Source organism: Sandaracinomonas limnophila, assembly GCF_004005965.1.
In the GTDB taxonomy this organism is placed as follows: domain Bacteria; phylum Bacteroidota; class Bacteroidia; order Cytophagales; family Spirosomataceae; genus Sandaracinomonas; species Sandaracinomonas limnophila.
On the sequence record NZ_SACY01000001.1, the window covers coordinates 339,353 to 364,651 of the forward strand.

A 25,299-nucleotide genomic window follows, 5' to 3' on the forward strand; every position below is an offset into this window, starting at 1 on the left:
TTTTTTCAAAAAGTAAACAAAATGGCTGGTGAGGAAATAACAAATCAAGAACCAATCTATAACGACGATAGTATACGTTCTCTTGATTGGAAAGAACATATCAGGCTTCGCCCAGGTATGTACATTGGTAAACTTGGAGATGGATCATCTTCTGATGATGGTATATATGTGTTGGTAAAGGAAATTATGGACAATTCCATAGACGAACACATGATGGGATATGGTAAAAATATTGATGTTAAAATTTCAGAGCATAGAGTAGAGGTTCGAGATTTTGGTAGAGGAATTCCTCTGGGTAAGGTGATTGACTGCGTTTCGAAAATTAACACAGGTGGTAAATACGACTCCGGGGCCTTCCAAAAATCAGTTGGATTAAATGGGGTTGGTACCAAAGCAACAAATGCTTTATCAAGCTATTTTCGAGTACAATCTCATAGAGAGGGTAAAACAAAATGGGCTGAATTTAACAAAGGTGAATTGACGAACGAGTCCAAAAATTTTGAAGATTCTACCTCTAAAAGTGGTACATTTATTTGTTTCGAACCTGATAATACTATTTTTAAAAATTACCATTTTATCCCCCAATTCCTAGATAGTTTATTTTGGAATTACGCTTACTTAAATGCTGGCTTAACCATTAATTTTAATGGCCAAAAGTATTTTTCTCAAAATGGTTTACTTGATTTATTATCCAAAAAAACGAATGCTGAAGAAAACAGATACCCCATTATTCATTTAAAGGGAAATGATATTGAATTGGCCATAACTCATAATAATCAATACGGTGAAGAATATTATTCTTTTGTAAATGGACAAAATACTACCCAGGGAGGAACCCATTTGGCAGCTTTCCGTGAAGCAATTGTAAGGACTGTACGTGAGTTTTATAAAAAGGACTTTGATCCTTCTGATGTCCGTGCAAGTATAGTCGGTTCAATTGCAATAAGAGTACAAGAACCTGTTTTTGAATCACAAACCAAAACAAAATTAGGCTCCACTAATTTATCACCAGATTCAGAATCCCCTTCTGTACGTTCATTTGTTGGTGATTTTGTAAAAACAGAACTTGATAATTTTTTACATAAAAACCCAAGTACTGCTGATGCCCTTTTAAAAAGAATTTTACAATCTGAACGTGAACGAAAAGATATTGCGGGTATTAAAAAATTGGCCAACGAAAGAGCTAAAAAGGCGAATTTGCATAATAAAAAATTGAGAGATTGCAGGGTTCATTTAACAGATGAAAAAGCAGACAATAAACACGATTCCATTTTATTTATAACAGAAGGTGATTCTGCTTCTGGAAGTATTACCAAGGCACGAGATGTTCAAACTCAAGCAGTTTTTAGTTTAAGAGGAAAGCCTTTAAATTGTTTTGGCCTAACCAAAAAGATTGTTTACGAAAACGAAGAGTTTAATTTATTACAACATGCCTTAGATATTGAAGATACGTTAGATAATCTTCGATATAATAAGATTGTCATTGCCACCGACGCTGATGTGGATGGGATGCACATTCGTCTTTTGATTTTAACTTTCTTTTTACAATTTTTCCCTGATTTAGTTAGAAATGGTCATATTTTCATTTTGGAAACTCCCCTATTTAGAGTAAGAAATAAAAAGGAAACTATTTATTGTTATTCTGATGAGGAAAGAAGAAATGCAATTGAGAAATTAGGTCCTCGCCCAGAAATTACTCGATTTAAAGGTTTGGGTGAAATTTCACCTGAAGAATTTGGCAATTTTATTGGAGAAGAAATAAAATTAGAACCCGTAATTCTTGAAAAGGATTTTACCATTCCTCAATTATTAACTTATTACATGGGCAAAAATACACCAGATCGCCAGAAATTTATTATTGAAAATTTAATTGTTGAAAAAGATCTGGAAGAAATAATGATTGCTTAGAAATGAATATCCAAAAAGGCCTGAAGTTCTCTTCGGGCTTTTTCATTTTGTAAATCCTTTGCTAAGTCGATTCCCTTTTGTCCTATATATTCTAATTCCTCTTGGCTTTGATTTATCTTACAAGTAATCGCAAAGTCTAAATAAGTTAAATAAGTAGGTAGATATCCTGGAAATTGATTTAGAATTTTCCTGAATTCAGAATTTGCATCTTCTATCCTATTTTCTTTTTTATACTCAAGAGCCAATAAATAATAATTAAATGGATCTTGAGGCTCTTTTTTGATCTCTTCCTGAAGAAATTTTAAGTTACTTTCTTTCATTTTTAACAAATAAATAGTATGCTTGCATACTAATTTAAAATAATATGAATATACTCGTTTGTATTGGCATCGTTCCTGATACTACCTCAAAATTACAAATAGATTCAAGCACAAACAAAATTGATTATAACGGTCTAACAATGATTATTGGGCCTTATGAGGAATATGCTTTATCTAGGGCCGTAGAAATTAAAGAGCAGGTAGGTGCCAATGTTTCGGTTATATATGTTGGTGAGGATGCATCTTCAGAGCAAGTTTTGAGAAAATGTCTTGCAATTGGTGCAGATGAAGCTTTTTGGATCAAAACTGCTGCAGTATCTTCAAGGCAGGTAGCCAATGAAATATATAATTTTTTACAAACAAAAAAGTATGATTTAATTTTAACTGGAAAAGAGTCAATTGATACGAACTCGGGTTTAATGCCTAATTTATTGGCTTTAAAATTGAACATCCCCTATTTCACGCCAGTAATGAAATTAGAACTAATAGGAAATTCAAGCGTGCAAATAAAAGTGGAGGTTGAAGAAGGAACTGCTGAAATTGAGGTTAATTTACCTCTGATCCTTGGTTGTCAAGAACCAATTGCTGAATGGAAAATTCCTTCCATGAGAGGAATTATGTCTGCAAGGACTAAACCACTTACAATTTTAGATCCATTAGGGGTAAAATCTTCAAATAGTATATCTGATCAAGTAATAAGCAAACAAAGACTTCAGAAAAAAATTGAAATGGATTCTATAAATGATTTAGTAAATGTTATTAACCAAATAAATAAATAGAATATGAATCATCAACTAATTATTTGTGAGCCTAAAAATAGTAGAATTTCTGATTCTATTATAAATTTACTCAGCACAATCAAAGCAGATTCAATTCACTTATTAGTGATTTGTGAGAATAACGTTATATACAATATTCCTTTCATCGAAAATTTAACAATTTCAGGTGTAAAAAAATCAAATAATTCATTTGATTTCTTTGACTTTGAATTGGTAAAACAAAATTTTACAGACGAAAGCAATTTTATCTATTTTGAAGCTACTAAAAGATGTACCCAATTGGCTTCCCTTTTAGCAGAAATTTTTGATACTGAGATACGAATGAATGTAGATTCAGTATCCAATGAACAATATACTGTTCAAATATTTTCTGGAAAGGCAAAAACAACTTATTCGGTTCTTCAGGATAAACCCAATATTCTAGGAATTGTTTCAAATTTCAGTTCCAATTTTGCTATTAGTGATTTTAAAGAAGTTCAAATATCAAATTGGGTTGAAATTGACAATAAACCTGCTCAGGTGAAAATTTTAGATTTGCAAAAAAGTAATTCGGGTATTTCATTAAAAGATGCCAAGGTTGTTGTTGGAGCAGGAAGAGGTATGAAAGCTCCAGAAAATTGGGGAATTATAGAAGACTTAGCTAAAAAATTAAATGCCGGCTTAGCATGTTCAAAACCTGTCTCAGATATTAATTGGAGACCGCATCATGAACATGTTGGCCAAACAGGCATTAAAATTTCTCCTAAATTATATATTGCCTGTGGAATATCAGGGGCAATTCAACATTTAGCTGGAGTAAATGGTTCTGAAATAATTGTAGTAATTAATAATGACCCAGAGGCCCCCTTTCATAAAAATGCCGATTATTATATAACCGAAGATTTATTTAAAGTAATTCCTAGCTTGTTAAATAATCTTAATTAGCCAAATATTAGCTAAAAATTAGTAAATTTGTATTTTTAGTTAGTATTGGAAAAACAACTGTCTTTATCGGTCGTCTCATTATCGCCTAGTGACTTAGGTTCAAATTCATACATTCTTTTAATGAAGTGTAATGAAATTGACCAATATGTATTTCCAATAATCATTGGTCAATTAGAAGCCCAGGTAATTTCTATTTTGTTAGAAGGTTTAGAGGTAGTTAGACCTCTTACCCATCAATTAATTTATAAAATTCTGGAAGAAGCTGAACTTCAAATTGATAAGGTTGAGATTGTTGATTTTAAGCAAGGAATTTTTTATTCAAATTTAAGTTTAAAAGGCGAATTTAAAAATATTGAATTAGATGCAAGACCCTCAGATTCCATCGCGCTTGCTATACAAGCTAATTCAAAAATTTACATCAAAGAGCAGTTATTAAAAGAAATATGTATTCCAATGGAAGACAATCTTTTAGAGGAATCTATTGATGAAATAGAGAAACCTCTTAATTTGGTAGATTTGGAAAAACAGCTTCAAAGTGCAATTGATAAAGAAGATTATGAAGTAGCGGCTAATTTAAGAGATCAAATAGAAAAATTTAAAAATAAATGAAATATTCAAAGTCTAAACCATTGTCAACAAGCATTTTGTTGATTTTTTCTTTGAGCGTATTATATATTGTTCTTTCTATCTTTATCCAAATTATTTTTGGATTAGGGCAATTTACCAATGAACTTAAGAAAGAGATAAAGCTTTATGTGTATGTGGATGATTCACTTTCTTTACAGCAAGTAGATAGTTTAAAAAACCAATTGCAACAATTGCGATTTGTTGATAAGGAAAAACAAAACTCAATCGTTTTAACTTCTAAAGATCAAATTGCAAGAGATTTTCTTGCTTCAAGTCATGAGGATTATCAAAATTTATTGGGAGAGGAAAATCCTTTTAAAAATTTGCTAACTATTGATATTTCAAACAGTTACAAGAGTTCGATTAAAGTTGATTCTATTGCAAATTTACTAAGAAGTATAAATGGAATATATGAAGTAACCTACCCTTCTTCTTTTTTACATTTACTTATACAGAAAACAAAAACGATTTCTGTTATTTTATTTGCATTAGCTTTAGTGATTATTTTAATTACTTATTTTCAAATTTCAAATTATATACGTTTGGTCATACATTCCAATAGAGTATTGATTAAATCTATGCAATTGCTTGGTTCTACTGATTCTTATATTCGAAAACCATATTTGCTAGAAAATCTTAAAAATGTGTTTCTTAGTTCAATAATTGGAATTATAGTTTTAAACGGTTTTTATTTTTATTTAGGTAATAATATTCCTGAAATCAATGCCTTCATTTTTTCAAATCAAAATTTATTAATCGTATTGGGATTAAGTTTTGTGATTTTGTTTATTTTTTCATTTGTTTCTACAATATTTTCAATTAATAAGTACTTATCCATTCAAAGAACAAATTTGTTTTAATCCTATGAAATTTCCATTAGATAGTAAAAGAATAAAAATATTGTTAGCAGGTATTGTTACAATGTTTATTGGTTTTTTTGTAATGACTTTAGATAAATCTGAATTTGGAATGGGCTTTTTAGGCATCACCCTAGGACCTATTTTAGTTTTAATTGGTTTATTAATTCCTGTTTTTTCTCTTTTTTCTATTAAAAAATGATTTCAAATTTCTTGTCATTCATTTTGGGACTTATCGAAGGTCTAACTGAATTTTTACCCATTTCTTCTACCGCGCATTTACTTGTAGCTGAAAAAATATTGGCAATAAAATCGAATCATTTTACTAATTTTTACACCATATTTATTCAACTAGGAGCAATTTCAGCAGTTCCTGTTTTATATTTTAAACGTTTGATTAAATCTATTAAGATTTATATTTTTATCATTTTATCCTTTATACCTGCAGCTATTTTTGGTGTATTGTTTGATGATTTTTTAGAATCATTATTTTCAGGTTATTGGTTTATTGTAGGTTCTTGGTTTTTGGGTGGTATTATTCTTTTATATATTGATAAATGGCTAAAACCTAATGAAAGTAAAATTCAATTAGAAGATGATTTAAATCCATTCAATGCCATAAAAATTGGTTTATTTCAGTGTTTAGCTATGATACCGGGAGTTTCAAGATCCGGTGCCTCTATTGTAGGCGGAAGAATTACAGGATTGAGCCATAAAAATGCTGTTGAATTTTCTTTTTTATTAGGAATGCCAACTATATTAGGGGCAAGTTGTAAAAAGTTATTAGATTATAAAGACGAAATTCATACTTTCATTCAACCCGATTATATCATTAGCCTTTCTATAGGTTTTTTTGTAAGTTTTATTGTCGCATTTCTCACGATTAGATGGATGGTGAATTTTGTTTCTACTAATGGATTTAAAGTTTTCGGATATTATCGAATTATTACAGCAGTTATTTTAGCACTTTATTTGGTTTGGAATTAGTAGAAGATAAATTTTATTTAATAGATAAACCGGCCACGTGGACTTCTTTTGACATTGTTAAAAAAATGAAGTTTGCTGGTCGATTTAAAAAAATTGGACATGCAGGTACTTTAGATCCTTTAGCAACTGGCTTGTTGATTGTTTGCACTGGAAAATACACTAAAAAAATTGAATATTTTCAATCCCTCCCAAAGATCTACGAGGGTATTTTAGTTTTGGGTAAAACTACTCCTAGTATTGATTTAGAAACAGAATTTGATTCGGAGGAGTATCCTATTAATCACATTTCAAAAGATTTAATGGAATCTGTTATTACAAAACTTACCGGTGAAATAATTCAAGTACCTCCAATATATTCAGCGATAAAACAAGATGGTAAAAGATTATTTGTTCATGCTAGAAAAGGAGTTCAGGAGTCGGAATTGGAAATAAAAACAAGAAATGTTATTGTTTATTCTTTTGACATTGACTCATCAAATTTTCCAGAAATACAATTTACAATCAAGTGTTCCAAGGGAACATATATCAGAAGTTTAGTTCGCGATTTTGGTAAATTATGTGGAAGTGGTGCATATATGAAATCTTTACGTCGTACGCATATTGGGGAATATTCGGTGCTTAGTGCGCAAAATATTCAGGATTTTGACAGTGAGAAATATGAAACTTTACCGTAATCTTAATTCATTTGATTCTAAAGGAATTCAAACTGCAGTTACTGTTGGTATGTTTGATTCTGTTCATTTTGGTCACCAGAAAGTCTTAAAAGAACTAACAAATATTTCAAAACTAAATAAACTTGAAAGTGTTGTTATTTCGTTTTCAAATTCTACCCTAAGCTATTTTAAACAAAATGTTTTTGATGATTTTCTATTTTCTATAGAGGATAAAATTCAACAAATTGAAAAATTAGGTATTGATCACTTGATCATAATACCTTTTGATGATTATGTTGCAACCATAGATGCGAAGCATTTTGTTGAGGACATTTTAATTACTATTTTAAATGCGAAACAATTAGTTTTGGGGTATGATAACCGTTTTGGTAAAGGTCGAGAAGGTTCAGTTGATTTTGTAAATAAAAATTTTTCTACTAAAATTAAGGCACATAGTGTTGAGGCAGAATATTTAAATTATTCAAATCATTCAAATGAAATTATCAGTTCGTCTTTAGCTAAACATTATTTAACGTTAGGCTGGGTTGATAAAATTGACCAATTATTAGGTAGACCTTTTTATTTAAAAGGGATAGTACAATCTGGCAAAAAATTAGGTCGGCAAATAGGTTTTCCTACAGCAAATATATTTTTATCTCCCCAACAATTTGTTCCTTCAATTGGAGTGTATGCCACTAAAGTATTCTTAAATGGTCAAATTTTTAAAGGAGTAACAAATTTAGGATTTCGACCTACTGTAGATAATTCAAAGACCTTAACAATAGAAACGTATTTATTTGATTTTTCTGAAGAAATTTACGGAGAGGAAATTGAAATAGAATTTGTAAAAAAGTTACGAATGGAAATGAAATTCAATTCCATTGAGGAGTTAAAAATTCAAATTAATAAAGATTGTGAACAAGCTAAAAAAGTTTTAGCATAGGTTCATATAACTACCTAAAAACAAAATCTCATCTTTTTTGTGTTCAATTACATTTTTAATATTTTCATCTAAAATATTTCCCTCCAAATCCATATAAAACCAAAATTTAAAATCATAAATTTGTTTGATCGGTCTTGATTCTATTTTTAATAGGTTAATATTATTATCCTGAAATTCTTTTAAAAGATCAACCAATGCGCCAGGTTTATCATCATTTTTTAATTTAACCGCTATACTGGTTTTATCTCTATCAGTTTTTTTCAGGTTAGCTTGTTTAGAAATAATAAAGAACCTTGTGTGATTAGAGGTAGAATCTTGAATATTTTCAAATAAAATTGGTAGATTATGTATTTTAGCGGCTATATGAGAACATAATGCTGCAGATCCCTCCTCTTTTTCTGCTAATTGAGCTGCTTTAGATGTTGAGTCTACTTGAACAAAGAATGATTCTTCTTTATTGCCAAAATAATCGCCTAAAAACTTCTTACACTGATTGAACGCAATATCTTTGGAATATATTTTTTTGATTTCACCAATATGATTTTCCTTGGTTGCCAATGAAAAATTAACTGGAATTATAATTTCGGAAATAATAAATAATTTCTTTTCAAATAATAAATCTAGTGTTTCCTTCACCATTCCCTCTTGATTATTTTCAATTGGGATGATACCATATTTGGCTCTGCCGGTTTCAATAGATTCAAAAACTGATTGAATAGATGGTAAAGAAACATAATCAGCGATGGCACCAAATCTGGTTTCAGCAGCTTGATGTGTGAAACTACCTTCAGGACCTAAATAAGAAATGATTTCAGGTAATTCAAGATTTCTTGAAACTCCAAAAATTTCTAAATAAATTGCTTCAATGGCTTTTTTAGATAATTTTCCAGTGGGTTGTAAAGCTAACCTTTCAATGATTTCCTTTTCCCGATCTGGATGATAAATTGCAGAATTGCTTCCACGTTTTAATTTACCTATTTCTTCAACGAATTCCATTCGCTGAACCAATAATTTCAGGATTTGGTCATCAACTGAATCAATATTTTTTCTTAGATCTAAAATATCCATTTTACTTAATATATTTACTGATTATCAATCAGTTTATCACTGTTTGGTTTTAATCGATCAGCTATTTGTAGTCTTTTTACTTTATCAATTTTATTGAATTTAATACGCTCAATTTTATTGATTTCAATTTTTTTACTGAGATTGTTACCCCAAAAACAATAAATTATAAAGTTTAGAAATAAATATAATAACATGACATTATTATTATTTACGTAATAATTGATAGAGTAATAACCCGTAAAAATTATAATGTTGTAGATTATTAAAATTAAAGTAGCAACCAAGTGTGAATATCCAGTATCAATTAAAAGATGATGCATGTGATTCCTATCACCCACAAAAGGAGATTTCCCATTTATTATTCTAATTGAAAACATTCTTAATGTATCAAATAAAGGCAATAATAATATTGTAATTGCAATAAGTGGAGCATTGTTTCCCATGTTGGGATTATATTCGAAATGCTCATTAATCATAATAAATTTTATGGAAAAAAAAGATAGTAAAAATCCAATAATTAATGATCCCGTATCTCCCATAAATATTTTGTTTTTCTTTGACCAATTATATCGAAGAAATCCAACCAAAGAACCAGCAAGGGCAAGGGATAAAGTTGCGTGGGCAAAATAGCCTAAGTTGTAGAATAAATAAGAGAATACGACACTTGTCCAAACTCCAACTGTTCCAGCTAATCCATCTATTCCATCAAGAAGGTTTAATGAATTAATAATTGAAATGAATATGAATACCGTAAATAGAATGCTAAAAATATAGGGTATTTGATAAATTCCAAAAAGTCCATATAGGTTTGAAATTCTTATATTACCAAGTGTTATAAGCATTAAAGAGGCAGCTATTTGGATAATAAGTTTCTTTTTAGGAGATAAAATTAAGATATCATCCTTTATACCTAAAAAAAATAAAATTATAATTGCTGCAATTGTTAAATGCGTATCATGACCTTCTGAAGGGTTATCCCATATAAAATATGAGATCAAAGTAGAGGCAAAGATTGCAACCCCACCTAAAGTTGGAGTTACTTCATCATGTGAGCTTCTTAATTGAACCTCTGCCATCAAATCTTTTAATTTAGAGATATTGATGATTACAGGAATTGTTGTAATAGATATTATTAAAGAAATTATAAATGATAAAAAAATTTGAATTTCCTTTACTTGAAGTAATTCATTAAAATACATATAATTTATAATTTATTTTTAATTTTTATGGCTGGATTTCCTCGATAAACGCCATTTTCTTCAGTAGAAGAAATTACAGTTGAGGATAATAAAATTAATGAATTTTTTCCGATTGTCACACCATTTGCAATTAAACAATTTGCAGTAATCCATACATTATCTTCAATAATTATAGGAAGGGTTATTAAATCAAAGGTTTCTTTCCTATAATTATGATTTCCTGTTAAAATAAAGGTGTTTTGGGAGATACAAACATTGTTTCCTATGGAAACTTTAGAAATATTATCAATCCAAACATTCTCACCTAACCAAACATCGTCACCAATTTCAAGTTCCCATGGGAATTTTATTTTAACCCAAGGCTTAATTATTGATTTTTTACCAATTTTAGCACCGAAGGCCTTTAGAAATAAAATTTTTATTTTGTTTGGATATGGAATATTAGTTAGGAAAAATAGATTAGAAATTAATAACCAAATGGCATATTTAATTTTAATGCTCATTGAAGGTAAATTAGTTTCCCGATAAGAGGATAGCTTCATGAAGTTTTAATTTTATTGGATCTTATTCTCCTTTAAAAATTCATTAATTTTTTGAGGGTTTTTATCCATTGCTTTTTCTAATTCGTAAATATTTACGTCAACTAAAAATCGATACCAAAATCCTTGTAAAAAATGCCATATTAGTCCTTGGGTACCATCTAAAAATCCCAATTTTATGAAATATCGGTAGATAAAATATAGAAAAGCCCTCAAAAACAAAGGGGCTTTATCATATATATTATTTTTCAATAAGCGTTTAGTTTTGGCAGATGTATTGCTTACTTGATCACTATTTTTGAACTGATTAGTATATTTTGATAATAAATAATCTAGAGCTTCTCTCCTTGCATAATTTATATGCTTTTGTGTCCACCAACTTATAGAATTTAAATTTTCATCAAAAAATAAATTTTGGAAGCTGTATAAACTTGGATTTTCAAGCTGAATATGTTCATCCATCCATCGTTCTTCGCTTCTACCCTGTCCAGTTTTCCATATTCTTAAAAGATTTTGAATTTTAAAATCTCCATGCTTTATTTGGCGCCCTTTTACAATTAATCCTCTTTTTAAAATATACCCATTATACTTGAAAATATTATTTGTTTTAAAAAAGTCGATTATTTCTCCAATTAATTCTGTAGTTAAATATTCATCAGAGTCCATTTTCATGGTAAAAAGCGTATCGATTTTACAATTATCTATGGCCCAATTTAATTGCTCTGCATGGTTATGATTCCATTTTCTTTGATAAAAATCAACATGATATTCTTCGCAAATATCTTTAGTTTTATCTGTCGAATAGGAGTCTACGACAATGATTTTTTTTGCAATATTTTGTAGTGATTCTAAACACCTTCTAATATGTATTTCTTCATTAAAAGTTAAAATAATAACTGTAATATCAGGAAGATTACTTTTCATTTAATAAATACAATTTTTCTAAAAAGTTATTTATTGCAAATTTTTCATCAAAGATAAGGTTATTTCTTTGAATAAAATTAATTGAATTTAATGGCTTATTTAAATAATTTTCAAGTTGAATAATTGTATTTTGATTTTCTAAATCCCCTAAAATTAGACCATTTTGATTAGAAATAACTAAATCATCGGCACATCCACAATTTTCAGAGCATATCACTGGAATATTAAAAAATAGGGCTTCATTTGCTACCATGCCCCATGTTTCAGAATTTGATAATAAAATTAAATAATCGTATTTAGGATATATGTTAGAAACTTCGTTCCATTTAATTGGACCCATTAATTTCACAAATTGCAAATTGTTTTTTTGAATTAATAGTTTAATTTTTTCTTGCAAAGGCCCATCACCATAAATATCAAACTCTAAATTGTTTTTTTTTATTTTTGAAAGAAATTTTATCGTATTAATTAAGTTTTTTTCTTCTGATAATCTACCGATAAATAAAAGTTTAATGGTTTGATTTTTTACTTTTAAATCTGATATATTATTAAATTTATTTTTATCAAATGTATTTGAAAAATTTATAATTTTTGTTTTAGGTACACACATTGAAAATAAATAATTATTGGTTTTTAGTCCATAAGAATTAATATAATCAACATTCTTTAAAATTATTTTTTTAATTATAGCCTTTATTGAATCAAGGTTTTTAGATGTGGTTATACTTTCTAATGTGATGATTGTTTTTATTTTTAAAAATTTACAAATAAGTAATGTTGGTAAGGTGAAAATGGAAGTATATCCCGTTAAATTTAATATATCTGGTTTAAATGTAATTATATATTTAAGCCAAAAATAAAACTCAAATAATTGATTTACCTTCTCCAAAGGTTTTTTACTTATTAAGAAATAAGGATATTTTATTGAATTTTCTAAACTTAATTTATCAAAATGATTAAATCTATAGGCTTCAGAATAACTAGTTTGTACAACGAAAAGATCTCCCCCTGAATTTTTTAAATTTTGAAATATTTTTTCAAAATAGATTGATTTGTATTGAGCAGATAAGGTATTATGAAATATTAATACTTTCATTGAAGCGAATCTTTTGAACCATTAATTCCTAAAAATCTAATGTATAGACTTGATTGAATAAAAAACCAATAATCCATAGGCCTACCTTGTGTAAAATAGGTTAATATAGTGGTAATTATATAAAATGCTAAAAATAATTGAAATATGTTATTTGAAGTTAATATGTTTTTAAAGCTAAAGAATAAAATCATAATAAAAAATAACACAAATGGTATAAAACCTATTATTCCAAAATCTATAAAAACCTCAAGAATTGGGATATCAATATAAAAGTATTTATAACCATTGCCAAAGAGAAATTCTAAAGGTTGATTTTTTAACAAAAAAATCAATTTTTTGAAATTATAAACTCTTTCATTGGTACTGACATCTAATGTACCCGTATCTCCATTACCTATTCCTAAAGAATTAAATGATTTTTGTAACATTTTAAGCCCTATTGACCCATATTGATTAAATAGCGCTGTAATTTTATTTATTGAAAATAGGATTGTTGGTATAATTAAAAGGAAAAATGCCTGCCATATTGTTTTTAAGCGATTCTTATTTTCTTTTATTTTTTCCCTATTTAAATAGGTAAGTATTAGTAAAAATAAAACCAATGGTAAAGATAAAAATGTAGTTTTTACCAATGTGGCGAAAATACATACTAAACCTAATAATAGGCAAATCCACAAAAAGCAATATTGTAAAATATTGAATTTTTTATCATTTTTGAAAATTAACAATAAGCTTACAATAACAGCAATTAAACCATTTTTTGAATAAATATGGGGGTTTCCAGAGAATTTACCACTTGTATTAGATGCAAAGTTTACAGTTGCTCTCATTCCTATTATATAGTATGGATTTGATAAAATACTATAAAGAAGTGAAATGTTAATTAGTAAACTTAAAAGTAATATAGCATAAGGTAAAATATCTTGTATTTTATTATCTACTTTCATTAATTGGATTAAATAGGCGCCTGATAATCCAAATAAAATAAGCTCATTAATCCATATTCCACCATCAGCCGTATTATATAAAAAAAAATATAAAATATTGATGATGAAATAGCTATAAGTAGTAATAAACAAAATTAAATTCCCTTTAAATAATTTAGAATAACTGGGATTTGTATTGATTAATACGATTGAAACGCATTGAAAAATAAGGTTACTAATGGCATCATTACCTAAATTAGGTAGTAAGGATCTGATAAAATAAACAAACCCTGACCCCATAAATGGAATTAGTATTCCAATTGTCTGAAGCCAGGGTGTAATCTTATTTTTCAAATTAAATAAGAATTTAAATGTTGTGATTCCGTTTGGATTCGAACCAAAGACCTACTGCTTAGAAGGCAGTTGCTCTATCCAGCTGAGCTACGGAACCAAAATAAAAAGCCAATTTATTTTGAGTTTCCTCATGCAATAAATTGACTTCTATTTAGTCGGGGTGGCAGGATTCGAACCTACGACCTCTTGGTCCCAAACCAAGCGCGATACCGGGCTACGCTACACCCCGAAAAATACTGCGGAGAGAGAGGGATTCGAACCCTCGGTACCGTTACCAGTACGACAGTTTAGCAAACTGTTCCTTTCGGCCTCTCAGGCATCTCTCCTAGCATTTAAGAGAGCACAAAAATAAACAAATTATTTTAAAATACCACTGAAAGGCCTAATTTTTTTTAATTTAAATCAAAAGTTGAAACAATTTTTCCTTCTAATTTTGTTTCTCCCATCAAATATTTGTCAATATTTCGTGCAGCTTCTCTACCTTCTGAAATAGCCCATACTACTAACGACTGACCTCGTCTTGCATCCCCTGCAGAGAATATATTCTGATTATCAGTTTGATAGCTTGTTGATGCCTTGATGTTTCCTCTTTCGTCCGTTTGCACATTCGAACTTTTCAACTCATCCATTAATTGATTTTGATCAGTATGTAAAAATCCTGCAGCAATTAATGCTAATTCACATGGAATTTCTCTAATATTTGTAATTTTTTGTTCAACCTGCCCATTTACTGTTTCTAAGGTTATATCACCAATCTTAACTCCTACTAATTCACCTTTATCGTTTTTTATAAATTCTTGTAAAGAAATTGACCACATACGATTTGCACCTTCTTCATGAGAGGTTGATGTTCTCAACATATTTGGCCAATTAGGCCAAGGTGTATTTTCAGCTCTTCCAATTGGTGGCTTTGGCATTACTTCAATCTGGGTAATACTTTTTGCTTGATGTCTATTACTTGTTCCTACACAATCTGAACCTGTATCTCCCCCGCCAATTACTATTACATTTTTACCTGTTGCTAAAATATTATTGTTAGTATAGGAATCTCCTTTATGATTAACTAATAATTCAATTTTGGCATTTCTTTTATTTTGTTGCGATAAAAATTCCATTGCTGGATAAATACCTACTGCGTCAGATCCTGTAATATTGATTAAGCGGGGGGTTGTTGAACCTGCCGCTACTAATACTACATCATTATCTGCCTCTAATTGTCTCAATTTTATATCTTTTCCAATAGCAGTATTTGTATGGAAAATAATTCCCTCTGCTTTCATTACAGCAACTCTCCTGTCTATAGTTGATTTATCTAATTTAAAATCAGGGATGCCATAGCGTAATAAGCCACCTATTTGATCAGCTCTTTCATAAACTGTTACTGTATGTCCAGCTTTATTTAATTGAGCAGCAGCAGCCATTCCTGCAGGTCCTGAACCAATAATAGCAATTTTTTTTCCAGTTCTTTTAGTTGGAATTTGAGGTGTTACCCAACCTTCTGAATAAGCTTTTTCAATAATTGACTTTTCAATTAATTCAATAGTTACCGGTGGTTTGTTAATACCTAATACACAAGATGATTCACAAGGGGCTGGACAAATTCTTCCTGTAAACTCAGGGAAATTATTTGTTGATACTAATATTTCATAGGCATATTTCCAATTACCTTCATAAACGGCATCATTGAATTCTGGAATAATATTTCCTAGAGGGCAACCATTGTGACAAAATGGTGTACCACAATCCATACATCTTGAAGCTTGCGCCTCAGACTCTTGCAGCGTAGGTAATATTTCAATTTCCTTATAATCTTTGATTCTTTCAGAAACTGGTCTTTTTACTGCTGGAATTCTATCTTTTTCTAAAAATCCTGTAGGCTTACCCATTTTGTAATTATTTTAAATCGATTTTAATATCTTGATAAACTTTGTTTTTATCCTCTAATACTTCAGAAATATTTAAATTTCTTTTAGCAAGAGCATTTTTGTAATCAACTGGTAATACTTTTTTGAATAAAGTCTGTAAAGATTTGAAATTATCTAAAATGTATTTCCCTTTTACAGATTTGGTATTTTCTACATGGTTTTGAAGATATAAGTTCAAAATATTTATATCCTCCTGATTTAAATCAGAGATTTCAACCATTTCACGATTAACCTTTGCTTCAAAATTATTTTTCTCGTCGAAAATATAGGCAACACCACCAGACATACCAGCGCCAAAGTTTCTTCCAGTTTCACCCAAAATAATGGCTAATCCACCTGTCATATACTCACAACCATGGTCGCCTATTCCTTCTACTACAACTTTAGCACCTGAATTTCTTACGCAGAATCGTTCACCAGCCATTCCAGCAAGGTAAGCTTCTCCAGAAGTTGCTCCATAAAATGAAACATTTCCTACGATCGAATTTTCTTCTGCTTTGAAAGGAGCATTAGGTGCTGGATAAACAACTAATTTGGCACCACAAAGTCCTTTTCCAATATAATCGTTGGCATCACCTTCAATTTCAAATTTAATACCTCGCACAGAAAACGCACCGAATGATTGTCCAGCAGTACCCTTAAATTTGATGTTTATGGTTTCAGGGGCTAATCCTTTTTCGCCGTATTTTTTCGTTACTTCATTTGAAAGAATTGTTCCAACAGTTCTATTAACATTAATGATATTTAATTCTCCATATGTTTTTTCCTGTTTTTCAATCGAATTTTTAGCAATTTTTAGGATTTCCCAATCTAATTGATCTTCTAATCCATGATCTTGCTCTTCACTTTTGAATAAAGCAACATCTTTTTCAGCATTCGCTGAACTTAAAATTGCATTTAAGTCGATATGCTTGAATTTCCAATGAGATGAAAGATCTGCAGTTTCTAACATATCTACACGGCCAATCATATCTTCAATTTTTTTGAAGCCTAAATCTGCCATAATTTCTCTTAATTCCTGAGCTAGGAAATGGAATAAATTAACTACATGATCTGGATTTCCTGTATATAATGCACGTAAATCTGGATTTTGAGTAGCAACTCCAACTGGACAAGTATTTAAATGGCATTTACGCATCATAATACATCCTGCAGTAACAAGAGCAGCAGTGGCAACACCAAATTCCTCTGCACCAAGTAAAGCTGCAACTGCTAAATCCTTACCTGTTTTAATTTGACCATCTGTTTGAATCGTTACTCTGCCTCTTAATTTATTTTTAACTAAGGTTTGATGAGTCTCTGCTAAACCAAGTTCCCAAGGTAAACCTGCATGACGAATAGATGATAATGGTGAAGCACCTGTTCCTCCATCATATCCTGCAATTAGAATATGGTCTGCATGAGCTTTTGCCACACCAGCAGCTACAGTACCAACACCAGCCTCAGATACTAATTTTACAGAAATTCTTGCAGCACGGTTGGCATTTTTTAAATCAAAGATTAATTGTGCTAAATCTTCAATAGAATAAATATCATGATGTGGAGGTGGCGAAATCAAACCTACACCTGGAGTAGAATGTCTAGTTTTGCCAATCCAATCATCAACTTTGTGACCAGGAAGCTGTCCACCTTCTCCAGGTTTAGCACCCTGAGCCATTTTGATTTGTAATTCCTTTGCGTTGGTTAAATAATTAGCTGTTACACCGAAACGTCCAGAGGCAACCTGCTTTATAGCAGAGTTCATCGAATCTCCGTTGGCCATTGGTTCAAAACGGATAGGGTCTTCCCCCCCTTCACCTGTATTTGATTTTCCTCCAATTCGGTTCATTGCAATCGCTAATGTTGTATGTGCCTCATAAGAAATGGATCCAAATGACATAGCACCCGTTGCAAATCGCTTTAAAATATTTTCAATTGGTTCAACCTCATCAATTGATATAGATTTAGCTGATTTGAATTTCATTAATCCTCTTAAGGTAATTGCTTTATTACTCTGGTCGTCAATTAACTTAGAATAATTTTTGAAAGTAGTATAACTATTATTTTTGGTAGCTTGTTGCAATAAATGAATTGTTTGAGGATTGAATAAATGTTCTTCTCCTCTTTGTTTCCATTGATAAATACCACCAACTTCTAATTTTGGATTTTCTACTTTTAGTAAAGAATAACCTGATTTATGTTTGATTAGGGCTTCTTTAGCAATAGTGTCCAAATCTATACCATTAATTCTTGAAATTGATCCTGTGAAATAATTATCAACCACATCCTTACTAATACCTAGAATTTCAAAAATTTGTGCACCTTGGTAAGACTGAAGTGTGGAAATTCCCATTTTTGAGAAAATCTTTAACAATTCCCCATTAACAGCTTTAATATAGTTGTATTCTAATTTTTCGTAACTTAATGAAGAGTCAATTAAATTTTGCTCTTTCATGTTACGAATTGTTTCAAATGCCATATATGGATTGACTGCAGATGCTCCATAGCCGATTAAAGTTGCAAAATGATGACTTTCCCAAACATCTCCAGCTTCTAATATAATACCAACTTTTGCTCTTTTTTTGGTTCGAATCAAATGATTATGTACTGCTCCTAGGGCAAGTAAAGATGGAATAGGTGCGTGTGAGGAATCAATTCCTCTATCTGTTAATAAAATTATTGAATACCCATCATCTACTGCATCTTCTGCATATTGACAAATTCTATCCAAGGCTTTTTTCAAAATTCCAGATTCACCAGAAGAATTGAAAGTCATGTGAATAGTTTTTGTTTGAAAATTTGCATGGTCAATCCATCTGATTTTTTCAACTTCCTTGTTTCTTAAAACAGGTTGTTGCATTTCAATTTGGCGACAATGGCTTGGACTTTCTTCTAATAAATTTGATAATCCACCTATATCTGTTAACAAAGACATTACCATTCTTTCACGAATTGGGTCGATTGGTGGATTTGTTACTTGTGCAAATAATTGTTTAAAATAACTTGACAAATGTTGAGCCTTGTCAGATAAAACTGCCAAAGGTGTATCAATTCCCATTGATCCTAAGGCTTCCTTACCTGTTTCAACCATTTGAGCTAATACAATACGGATATCTTCCGTTGTAAACCCAAATATTTGTTGTCTAGAGATTAATTCTATTGGTTTTGGTTGTTTGAATTCAGAACCAGCATCTGGTAAATCTTCAACTCTAATTTTATTCTCTTTTAACCATTCACCATAAGGTTGTTGTTGACAAATTTGTTCCTTCAATTCTTCATCAGGAATAATTCTACCCTGCTCCATGTCAACTACGAACATTTTACCAGGTTGTAATCTACCTTTTTTAACAATAGTTGCAGGATCTAAGTCTAAAACACCTGCTTCAGATGCCATGATTACGTGATCATCATTAGTTACCCAAAAACGAGAAGGTCTTAAACCATTTCTATCTAGGGTTGCTCCAATCATTTTTCCATCTGTGAAAGAAATTGAGGCAGGACCATCCCAAGGCTCCATTAAGGATGCGTGGTACTCGTAAAAATCTTTTTTGTATTGTTCCATTGACTCATTTCCATCCCAAGCTTCAGGAATCAACATCATCATAACGTGCGGAAGGCTACGACCTGATAAATATAGAATTTCAATGGCATTATCTAAAATTGCGGAATCTGATTGTCCCAAAGAACAAACAGGCAAAATCATATCTAATTCTTCTTTTGTAAAATATTTGCTTGAAAACAAGGCAGATTGTGCTTGCATCCATGAAGAGTTACCCTTTACGGTGTTGATTTCTCCATTGTGTGCAATAAATCTAAAAGGCTGAGCTAATTTCCACTCAGGAAATGTATTTGTTGAGAATCTTGAGTGAACAATTGCTAAGGCAGAAGTAAAATTTTCTTGATGCAAATCCTGAAAATAACCAGGTACCTGCATAGTTGTCAGCATACCTTTATATATTATGGTACGACAAGACAAAGAAGCAAAATAAAAATTCTTGTTTAAACCAGGAATTGTATCGTTTAATAATTTAGAAACATATTGTCTGAAAATATATAATTTTCTTTCAAATTCTATTTCAGTTTTACATGAATCTGGTCTTTCAATAAATAATTGCTGAATGGAAGGTTCTGTGTTTCCGGAATCAGCTCCTTGAATTTCAGTATTATTAACTGGTACTACTCTATAACCTAAGACTGGAAGTCCTAACTTTTTAGCTTTTCTTTCTATTACTTCTTTACATTCTTTGATTAGAGTTTCGTCTGAAGGGAAAAAAGCCATTCCTACTCCATAATAGCCAAGTGAAGGTAAAGTGAAGGATAATTTAGATGCCTCTTCAATAAAAAATTCATGAGGTAATTGAAGTAAAACTCCAGCACCATCACCTGAATTTGGGTCACTACCCGTAGCACCCCTATGGTCCATACGAATAAGCATTTTAATAGAATCTTGAACGATTTTATTAGATTTTATGCCTTTCATACTAGCAACAAATCCGATGCCACATGCATCATGTTCAAATTCTTTGCGGTATAAACCCTGTTGTGAATTATTATTCATCATCTAAATTATAAATATTCTAATAATAAACTTAATTAATCGGGATGTAGAAGTTTAATGTTTTTTATTATATTTTAACATAATATCTACTAATTTCAAATTTAATCAAAAAATAATTTGGCAAATTACATTTTAATCAAAATATTCTATTGAATTGTAAAATATCACTAAACAAGTAAAAATGTTCTCAAAATAATACAATTTCTAATAATCGTCAGAATAATCAGAAAATTCTTCCCCTGAAAATTCATCATCATTCTCCTCAGAACCGAAGTCATTTTCAAGGTCATTGAGGTAAATTGCATCTATGCCTTCCTGAACAGTATTCATTAAGGTAAGTCCGTCAATATTAGCAGCATCTAAACGAGTTACAATTTCATCTTTTTTATTTACCACAACCAACAATCCATTTTCATTGGTACAAATTTTGGTACCCTTTCGAATGGCTGACACGCCATATCCATCAATTTCATTTACTTGGGCAGCATTCAGAATGATGTTTGTGTACTCCTTTTTAAATAAATTTCTGATGACCGCTTCTAATTCTTCGTAATTTTCTTGTACTAATTGATTTGAATTCCATTCAATCAAAGCGTAACTTTCATTTTGTTCTAATTGAAATAATTTTGTTTCAGACATTTTTCAAAAAACTTATTAAGTTATTATAAATTCTTTCGTTCAAATTTTCTTGAGGTAACCTTTCAAATTTTTTACCGGTAATTTCTTCAAAAAGCAAAATATACCTTTCAGAAATTTCATTAACAAAACTTTCGGGCATTTCAGGCATTACTTGCCCTTCTTTTCCTTGAAAATTATTTGCGATAAGCCATTCCCTTACAAATTCTTTTGATAATTGCTTTTGCGGTTGATTGGTATCTAATAATTCTTGATAGGAATTTGCATAAAAATAACGAGATGAATCAGGTGTATGAATTTCATCCATCAACATGATTTTTCCATTGTAAATACCAAATTCATATTTAGTATCTACTAAGATTAATCCTCTGTCATTCGCCATTTTCTGACCTCTTTGAAATAATTTTTGTGTGATATCACATAATTCATCCATTAATTCTTTTGAAATTATTCCTTGTTCTATGATTTCATTTACAGAAATATCTTCATCGTGTCCCTCAGATGCCTTTGTAGTTGGAGTAATAATTGGATTGGGAAGCTTCTGATTTTCCTTTAAACCTTCTGGTAATGTAACTCCGCAAATACTTCGTTTACCTGCTTTATATTCTCTGGCCAAATGTCCTGCAACATAACCTCTGATTACCATTTCAATCGGAATAGCTTGGCATTTTAAACCAAATGCAGCATTTGGATCTGGATTTGATATTAACCAATTGGGTACAATATCTTTTGTAGATTCTAAAAAGTAGGTTGCAATTTGATTTAATACCTGACCTTTATAAGGTATAGGCTTAGGTAGAATTACGTCAAAAGCTGAAATACGGTTACTAGTAACCATTAATAAATGCTCATCTCCTATTCCATATACATCACGAACCTTACCTCTGTAAAAACTTGTTTGCTTAGGAAGTTCAAATGAATTAATTGTATAACTACTCATATTTAATATATTTTTCTTTATTCTTCATTAAGTTAAGTAAATCTAAAGCATCCCTTTCGTTAAAAGATTTCTTAGGTTGTTCTTGCTTATAGCCTATTCTGGCTATTTGGTTATTTTTTTTGCTATTACTAGCTAAAATTTCATACCATTTAATCGTTGTATCTAAATGATTAAGCGCTATGTCATTTTTTAAAATCTTAAGTGCGAAATTGAAATTCTTTTGAGAAACAAATTCTAATGAATTTAAAATGGCATTATTTAAATTTGGTTTAACCTTTTTTAAGGAAGATTTATTGGATTTTAATTCCAACAAAAGTGTAATTTGTTCTAATTCAAAATTTATAAAAAAACTCTGGCGATCTAATTCCTTTAAAAAGGTATAAGCCTTGGAATAATCTTTTTGTTTCAAGGAATTTTCAAATTGTTTTATTTTTAAATTATAAACTTCAGAATTATCCGAAATAAATAACTGTAAAATCAACAAAACGCTATGTAAAAATGTTATAAACAAAATTAAATCTTTATAGCTTTATTAATTAGCAATAGGTCCAATATTATTGAAAATAAGGACAAAATTACTAAATATTTATGCAGATTGGAAATGCTTTGCTTTTTAATAGTTAGAAAGAAAGTCAACCACTCAGAAGATTTCTGATCTTGTAAATTTTCACTTAAATTGGATTCCTCTATCGATTCATTTTTAATAACCGTTTTGTCTATAAAAGTTTTTGGTATTTCCTTTAAATTAAACTGTTCTATAAATTTAAGAAATGCAATTTTTGACATTTGAGGTACTATAATTGCATGTGAATCTCTTTCCTTTTGAATTAATCCAATTTGGTCAATTTCTGTTAAATTTAAAATATCTTCTTTGACTTTTAATTTTAAATCATTTTCTGTTTTAAATCTTTTCCAATTATCAATGATCAAATATTTTTTTCGAACTTGATTTGTAGGTTTTTCAGGAAAGTAAAAAATTGAAAAAATTAAGGTAATTAATATGCCAATTCTAAAAACAAATTTAAAATAAATCCATTTTGAAATGGAAAAAGCACTTTTGCTAATGAAATAATATCTGATAAAAATACCTAGGTAAATTACCAGAAATACCGTTAATAGAATGAAAATTGATTGATTTTCGAGCATTTTTAAATCAAAATTCAATTTGAATGTTTAAATTTACGATTCTTTAACTAGAATTTGAATGGAAATTTTAAAAAGTAAGCGTTTAGAGCATTTAAAGTACGAGATTCGTGGGCCTGTTTATGAAAAGGCGCTTGCTTTGCAAAATCAAGGATATAAAATTACCTCCCTAAACATCGGTAATCCGGCTGCCTTTGGATTTGAAACACCAGATGAAATTGTGCATGATATTATTGTTAATATCAGAAACGCACAGGGATATGTGGATTCAAGAGGGCTTTTTGCTGCTAGAAAGGCAGTAATGCAATATTACCAAAATTTAGGTGTTAAAAATAGCCTAATTGAGGATGTTTACATTGGAAATGGTGTCAGTGAATTAATTTCACTTGTAATGACGGCCCTATTAAATACCGAAGACGAGGTATTAATCCCTTCCCCAGATTATCCTCTTTGGACTACTGTTGTTGAATTAACAGGTGGAAAAGCTGTTCATTATATTTGTGATGAAACTAACGAATGGCAGCCAAATTTAGATGATATAGAATCAAAAATAACTAGCAAAACAAAGGCTTTGGTAATTATTAATCCTAATAATCCTACAGGTGCTGTTTATCCAAAAGAAACCATTGATAAATTGGTTCAAATTGCTGTTAAACATAATTTGATTTTATTTTCTGATGAAATCTATGACAAGATTTTATTTGACCAAACACAACATTATTCCGCAGCAGGTTTAAGTGAAGATTGCTTAATTGTAACTATGGGTGGATTGTCAAAAAATTATCGTGCAGCAGGTTTCCGCGGTGGTTGGATGATTTTAACTGGTGCCAAACACAAGGCAAAATCCTATATTGAGGGATTAAACTTTTTATTTAGTACTCGTCTATGTGCGAATGTGATCACTCAATTTGGTATACAAACAGCTTTAGGAGGGTATCAGTCTATTAATGATTTGGTGGCCCCTGGTGGTAGATTATATAAGCAAATGAATTCTGCTTGGGAAAAATTAAATAATATTCCAGGAGTTAATTGTGTTAAACCAAAAGGAGCTTTGTATTTGTTTCCAAGCTATGATCCTACTCAATTTAATTTTAGAGACGACTCTCATTTTGTTATGTCTTTATTAGAAGAGCAAAAAGTATTGGTAGTAGCGGGTTCAGGATTTAATTTTGCGGGAAAAAATAATTTTAGAATTGTCTTTCTTCCACATGTTGAGCAGTTAAATCAGGCATTGGATAAAATTGCACTGCACTTCGAAAATTACAGAAAATGATTTTTCAACAATTCTCTAAAAAACAGAAGTTATTTATCTTTTTGTTTGGTATTTTTTTAACGAATGCCATTATCGCTGAAATAATTGGTGTTAAAATTGTAAGTGTTGAAAAGTCATTAGGGTTTTCACCATTAGGCCTTCAAATGCCCTGGGGAGGAATTTGGGATTTTAATCAAACTGCGGGGGCTTTAAATTGGCCCATCGTTTTTATTACTTCTGATATTATTAATGATTATTTTGGTAAAAAAGGTGTGAAATTCATTTCATACACTGCTGCGCTTTTCATCGCTTATTCCTTTATTATTATTTACTTGGCTACCCAATTAGTTCCGGCAGATTTTTGGATTAACGTGAATGCAAAAAATGGTGGTTTTGATATAAATTTTGCTTTCAAACAAATTTTTAGACAAGGTTTGGGAATCATTTTGGGTTCAATTTCTGCATTTTTAGTAAGTCAGATTTTAGATGCCTTAATATTTGAGAAAATTAAAGCAAAAACTGGTTCAAAGAAAATATGGTTACGCGCAACTGGCTCCACCCTAATAAGTCAATTGGTAGATAGTTTATTAGTTATTGGGGTTGCCTTTTATTTATTTGGCAATTGGACAATTAGTCAGTGGATGAATGTTTCTTTTAATAATTATTTATATAAGTTTTTAGTTGCTATATTATTTACTCCTGTTTTATATATTGCTCATTTTTTGATTGAAAAATACCTTAAAGAAGATAATTAACACTGTT

General features: G+C 30.2%; 24 protein-coding genes and 3 tRNA genes. 11 read left to right on the top strand and 16 right to left on the bottom strand.

The annotated features are described in order from the left end of the window. Positions 1 to 21 precede the first annotated feature (21 nt). Complete coding sequence (locus EOJ36_RS01490) at positions 22 to 1,908, top strand: DNA topoisomerase IV subunit B (RefSeq protein ID WP_127802248.1); 1,887 nt, start codon at positions 22 to 24, stop codon at positions 1,906 to 1,908. Here the strand turns inward: EOJ36_RS01490 and EOJ36_RS01495 are convergent. Continuing rightward, complete coding sequence (locus EOJ36_RS01495; protein WP_127802249.1) at positions 1,905 to 2,228, bottom strand: tetratricopeptide repeat protein; 324 nt, start codon at positions 2,226 to 2,228, stop codon at positions 1,905 to 1,907. The two genes, EOJ36_RS01490 and EOJ36_RS01495, sit on opposite strands and share 4 nt — an antisense overlap. A 44-nt stretch (positions 2,229 to 2,272) precedes the next feature. Between EOJ36_RS01495 and EOJ36_RS01500 the strand changes: the two genes are divergently transcribed. From EOJ36_RS01500 to ribF, 8 genes are read left to right on the top strand one after another with little or no spacing between them, the layout of a single operon-like run. Beyond that, positions 2,273 to 3,007: an electron transfer flavoprotein subunit beta/FixA family protein gene (locus EOJ36_RS01500; protein WP_127802250.1), complete on the top strand. Its 735-nt coding sequence runs from the start codon at positions 2,273 to 2,275 to the stop codon at positions 3,005 to 3,007. A gap of 3 nt (positions 3,008 to 3,010) precedes the next feature. Then, on the top strand, positions 3,011 to 3,931 hold the full coding sequence (locus EOJ36_RS01505) for an electron transfer flavoprotein subunit alpha/FixB family protein (RefSeq protein ID WP_127802251.1): 921 nt from the start codon (positions 3,011 to 3,013) through the stop codon (positions 3,929 to 3,931). A gap of 45 nt (positions 3,932 to 3,976) precedes the next feature. Further along, complete coding sequence (locus EOJ36_RS01510) at positions 3,977 to 4,540, top strand: bifunctional nuclease family protein (protein WP_127802252.1); 564 nt, start codon at positions 3,977 to 3,979, stop codon at positions 4,538 to 4,540. Then, on the top strand, positions 4,537 to 5,418 hold the full coding sequence (locus EOJ36_RS01515) for a cell division protein FtsX (RefSeq protein ID WP_127802253.1): 882 nt from the start codon (positions 4,537 to 4,539) through the stop codon (positions 5,416 to 5,418). Before EOJ36_RS01510 ends, EOJ36_RS01515 begins: the two co-directional genes overlap by 4 nt. A gap of 4 nt (positions 5,419 to 5,422) precedes the next feature. Then, entirely contained in the window at positions 5,423 to 5,617 is a 195-nt protein-coding gene (locus EOJ36_RS01520; protein WP_127802254.1) for a DUF3098 domain-containing protein, read from the top strand. Further along, complete coding sequence (locus EOJ36_RS01525) at positions 5,614 to 6,402, top strand: undecaprenyl-diphosphate phosphatase (protein WP_127802255.1); 789 nt, start codon at positions 5,614 to 5,616, stop codon at positions 6,400 to 6,402. The genes EOJ36_RS01520 and EOJ36_RS01525 overlap by 4 nt, the downstream gene beginning before the upstream one ends. Further along, on the top strand, positions 6,393 to 7,076 hold the full coding sequence (truB, locus tag EOJ36_RS01530; protein ID WP_127802256.1) for a tRNA pseudouridine(55) synthase TruB: 684 nt from the start codon (positions 6,393 to 6,395) through the stop codon (positions 7,074 to 7,076). The genes EOJ36_RS01525 and truB overlap by 10 nt, the downstream gene beginning before the upstream one ends. Beyond that, positions 7,060 to 7,998, top strand: coding sequence for a riboflavin biosynthesis protein RibF (ribF, locus tag EOJ36_RS01535; protein WP_127802257.1), 939 nt, complete (start codon positions 7,060 to 7,062; stop codon positions 7,996 to 7,998). Before truB ends, ribF begins: the two co-directional genes overlap by 17 nt. Here ribF and pheA read toward each other — a convergent pair. The 15 genes from pheA to EOJ36_RS01610 all read right to left on the bottom strand — a co-directional run bounded on the left by pheA (position 7,990) and on the right by EOJ36_RS01610 (position 23,072). Next, on the bottom strand, positions 7,990 to 9,066 hold the full coding sequence (gene pheA, locus EOJ36_RS01540; RefSeq protein WP_127802258.1) for a prephenate dehydratase: 1,077 nt from the start codon (positions 9,064 to 9,066) through the stop codon (positions 7,990 to 7,992). The two genes, ribF and pheA, sit on opposite strands and share 9 nt — an antisense overlap. Before the next feature lie 14 nt (positions 9,067 to 9,080). Next, positions 9,081 to 10,265, bottom strand: coding sequence for an MraY family glycosyltransferase (locus tag EOJ36_RS01545; protein WP_127802259.1), 1,185 nt, complete (start codon positions 10,263 to 10,265; stop codon positions 9,081 to 9,083). 5 nt (positions 10,266 to 10,270) lie between these two features. Continuing rightward, positions 10,271 to 10,807, bottom strand: coding sequence for a WcaF family extracellular polysaccharide biosynthesis acetyltransferase (locus EOJ36_RS01550; RefSeq protein ID WP_127802260.1), 537 nt, complete (start codon positions 10,805 to 10,807; stop codon positions 10,271 to 10,273). Positions 10,808 to 10,819: 12 nt separating this feature from the next. Beyond that, positions 10,820 to 11,728, bottom strand: a complete 909-nt coding sequence (locus EOJ36_RS01555; RefSeq protein WP_127802261.1) for a glycosyltransferase family 2 protein — start codon at positions 11,726 to 11,728, stop codon at positions 10,820 to 10,822. Then, entirely contained in the window at positions 11,718 to 12,824 is a 1,107-nt protein-coding gene (locus EOJ36_RS01560) for a glycosyltransferase (protein ID WP_127802262.1), read from the bottom strand. The genes EOJ36_RS01555 and EOJ36_RS01560 overlap by 11 nt, the downstream gene beginning before the upstream one ends. Beyond that, positions 12,821 to 14,104 carry a hypothetical protein gene (locus EOJ36_RS01565; RefSeq protein WP_127802263.1) on the bottom strand — a complete coding sequence of 428 codons (1,284 nt, stop codon included), beginning with the start codon at positions 14,102 to 14,104 and terminating at the stop codon, positions 12,821 to 12,823. Before EOJ36_RS01565 ends, EOJ36_RS01560 begins: the two co-directional genes overlap by 4 nt. Before the next feature lie 23 nt (positions 14,105 to 14,127). After that, a tRNA-Arg gene (locus tag EOJ36_RS01570) sits at positions 14,128 to 14,201 on the bottom strand. 58 nt (positions 14,202 to 14,259) lie between these two features. Continuing rightward, a tRNA-Pro gene (locus tag EOJ36_RS01575) sits at positions 14,260 to 14,333 on the bottom strand. 10 nt (positions 14,334 to 14,343) lie between these two features. Further along, positions 14,344 to 14,430: transfer RNA gene (locus EOJ36_RS01580), tRNA-Ser, on the bottom strand. 66 nt (positions 14,431 to 14,496) lie between these two features. Then, positions 14,497 to 15,990: a glutamate synthase subunit beta gene (locus tag EOJ36_RS01585; protein ID WP_127802264.1), complete on the bottom strand. Its 1,494-nt coding sequence runs from the start codon at positions 15,988 to 15,990 to the stop codon at positions 14,497 to 14,499. Between the two features lie 7 nt (positions 15,991 to 15,997). After that, positions 15,998 to 20,566, bottom strand: coding sequence for a glutamate synthase large subunit (gltB, locus tag EOJ36_RS01590; RefSeq protein WP_127802265.1), 4,569 nt, complete (start codon positions 20,564 to 20,566; stop codon positions 15,998 to 16,000). Between the two features lie 204 nt (positions 20,567 to 20,770). After that, entirely contained in the window at positions 20,771 to 21,205 is a 435-nt protein-coding gene (locus EOJ36_RS01595) for an STAS domain-containing protein (RefSeq protein WP_127802266.1), read from the bottom strand. After that, the gene (locus EOJ36_RS01600) at positions 21,198 to 22,142 is read right to left on the bottom strand and encodes a phosphoribosylaminoimidazolesuccinocarboxamide synthase (protein WP_127802267.1); all 945 of its coding nucleotides are present in this window, start codon (positions 22,140 to 22,142) and stop codon (positions 21,198 to 21,200) included. The genes EOJ36_RS01595 and EOJ36_RS01600 overlap by 8 nt, the downstream gene beginning before the upstream one ends. After that, the gene (locus EOJ36_RS01605) at positions 22,135 to 22,551 is read right to left on the bottom strand and encodes a hypothetical protein (protein ID WP_127802268.1); all 417 of its coding nucleotides are present in this window, start codon (positions 22,549 to 22,551) and stop codon (positions 22,135 to 22,137) included. Before EOJ36_RS01605 ends, EOJ36_RS01600 begins: the two co-directional genes overlap by 8 nt. Positions 22,552 to 22,655: 104 nt before the next feature. After that, positions 22,656 to 23,072: a hypothetical protein gene (locus EOJ36_RS01610; RefSeq protein WP_127802269.1), complete on the bottom strand. Its 417-nt coding sequence runs from the start codon at positions 23,070 to 23,072 to the stop codon at positions 22,656 to 22,658. Positions 23,073 to 23,346: 274 nt separating this feature from the next. On the opposite strand from EOJ36_RS01610, the gene EOJ36_RS01615 reads away from it, so the two are divergent. Beyond that, positions 23,347 to 24,558, top strand: a complete 1,212-nt coding sequence (locus tag EOJ36_RS01615) for a pyridoxal phosphate-dependent aminotransferase (RefSeq protein WP_127802270.1) — start codon at positions 23,347 to 23,349, stop codon at positions 24,556 to 24,558. Further along, on the top strand, positions 24,555 to 25,292 hold the full coding sequence (locus EOJ36_RS01620; RefSeq protein WP_127802271.1) for a queuosine precursor transporter: 738 nt from the start codon (positions 24,555 to 24,557) through the stop codon (positions 25,290 to 25,292). Before EOJ36_RS01615 ends, EOJ36_RS01620 begins: the two co-directional genes overlap by 4 nt. Positions 25,293 to 25,299 lie beyond the last annotated feature (7 nt).

Bases quoted from the DNA above. Each gene is read 5' to 3' on its own strand.
- EOJ36_RS01490 (WP_127802248.1), top strand. From the start codon at position 22: ATGGCTGGTGAGGAAATAACAAATCAAGAACCAATCTATAACGACGAT.
- EOJ36_RS01495 (WP_127802249.1), bottom strand. From the start codon at position 2,228: ATGAAAGAAAGTAACTTAAAATTTCTTCAGGAAGAGATCAAAAAAGAG.
- EOJ36_RS01500 (WP_127802250.1), top strand. From the start codon at position 2,273: ATGAATATACTCGTTTGTATTGGCATCGTTCCTGATACTACCTCAAAA.
- EOJ36_RS01505 (WP_127802251.1), top strand. From the start codon at position 3,011: ATGAATCATCAACTAATTATTTGTGAGCCTAAAAATAGTAGAATTTCT.
- EOJ36_RS01515 (WP_127802253.1), top strand. From the start codon at position 4,537: ATGAAATATTCAAAGTCTAAACCATTGTCAACAAGCATTTTGTTGATT.
- EOJ36_RS01520 (WP_127802254.1), top strand. From the start codon at position 5,423: ATGAAATTTCCATTAGATAGTAAAAGAATAAAAATATTGTTAGCAGGT.
- EOJ36_RS01525 (WP_127802255.1), top strand. From the start codon at position 5,614: ATGATTTCAAATTTCTTGTCATTCATTTTGGGACTTATCGAAGGTCTA.
- ribF (WP_127802257.1), top strand. From the start codon at position 7,060: ATGAAACTTTACCGTAATCTTAATTCATTTGATTCTAAAGGAATTCAA.
- pheA (WP_127802258.1), bottom strand. From the start codon at position 9,066: ATGGATATTTTAGATCTAAGAAAAAATATTGATTCAGTTGATGACCAA.
- EOJ36_RS01545 (WP_127802259.1), bottom strand. From the start codon at position 10,265: ATGTATTTTAATGAATTACTTCAAGTAAAGGAAATTCAAATTTTTTTA.
- EOJ36_RS01550 (WP_127802260.1), bottom strand. From the start codon at position 10,807: ATGAAGCTATCCTCTTATCGGGAAACTAATTTACCTTCAATGAGCATT.
- EOJ36_RS01555 (WP_127802261.1), bottom strand. From the start codon at position 11,728: ATGAAAAGTAATCTTCCTGATATTACAGTTATTATTTTAACTTTTAAT.
- EOJ36_RS01560 (WP_127802262.1), bottom strand. From the start codon at position 12,824: ATGAAAGTATTAATATTTCATAATACCTTATCTGCTCAATACAAATCA.
- EOJ36_RS01585 (WP_127802264.1), bottom strand. From the start codon at position 15,990: ATGGGTAAGCCTACAGGATTTTTAGAAAAAGATAGAATTCCAGCAGTA.
- gltB (WP_127802265.1), bottom strand. From the start codon at position 20,566: ATGAATAATAATTCACAACAGGGTTTATACCGCAAAGAATTTGAACAT.
- EOJ36_RS01595 (WP_127802266.1), bottom strand. From the start codon at position 21,205: ATGTCTGAAACAAAATTATTTCAATTAGAACAAAATGAAAGTTACGCT.
- EOJ36_RS01600 (WP_127802267.1), bottom strand. From the start codon at position 22,142: ATGAGTAGTTATACAATTAATTCATTTGAACTTCCTAAGCAAACAAGT.
- EOJ36_RS01615 (WP_127802270.1), top strand. From the start codon at position 23,347: ATGGAAATTTTAAAAAGTAAGCGTTTAGAGCATTTAAAGTACGAGATT.
- EOJ36_RS01620 (WP_127802271.1), top strand. From the start codon at position 24,555: ATGATTTTTCAACAATTCTCTAAAAAACAGAAGTTATTTATCTTTTTG.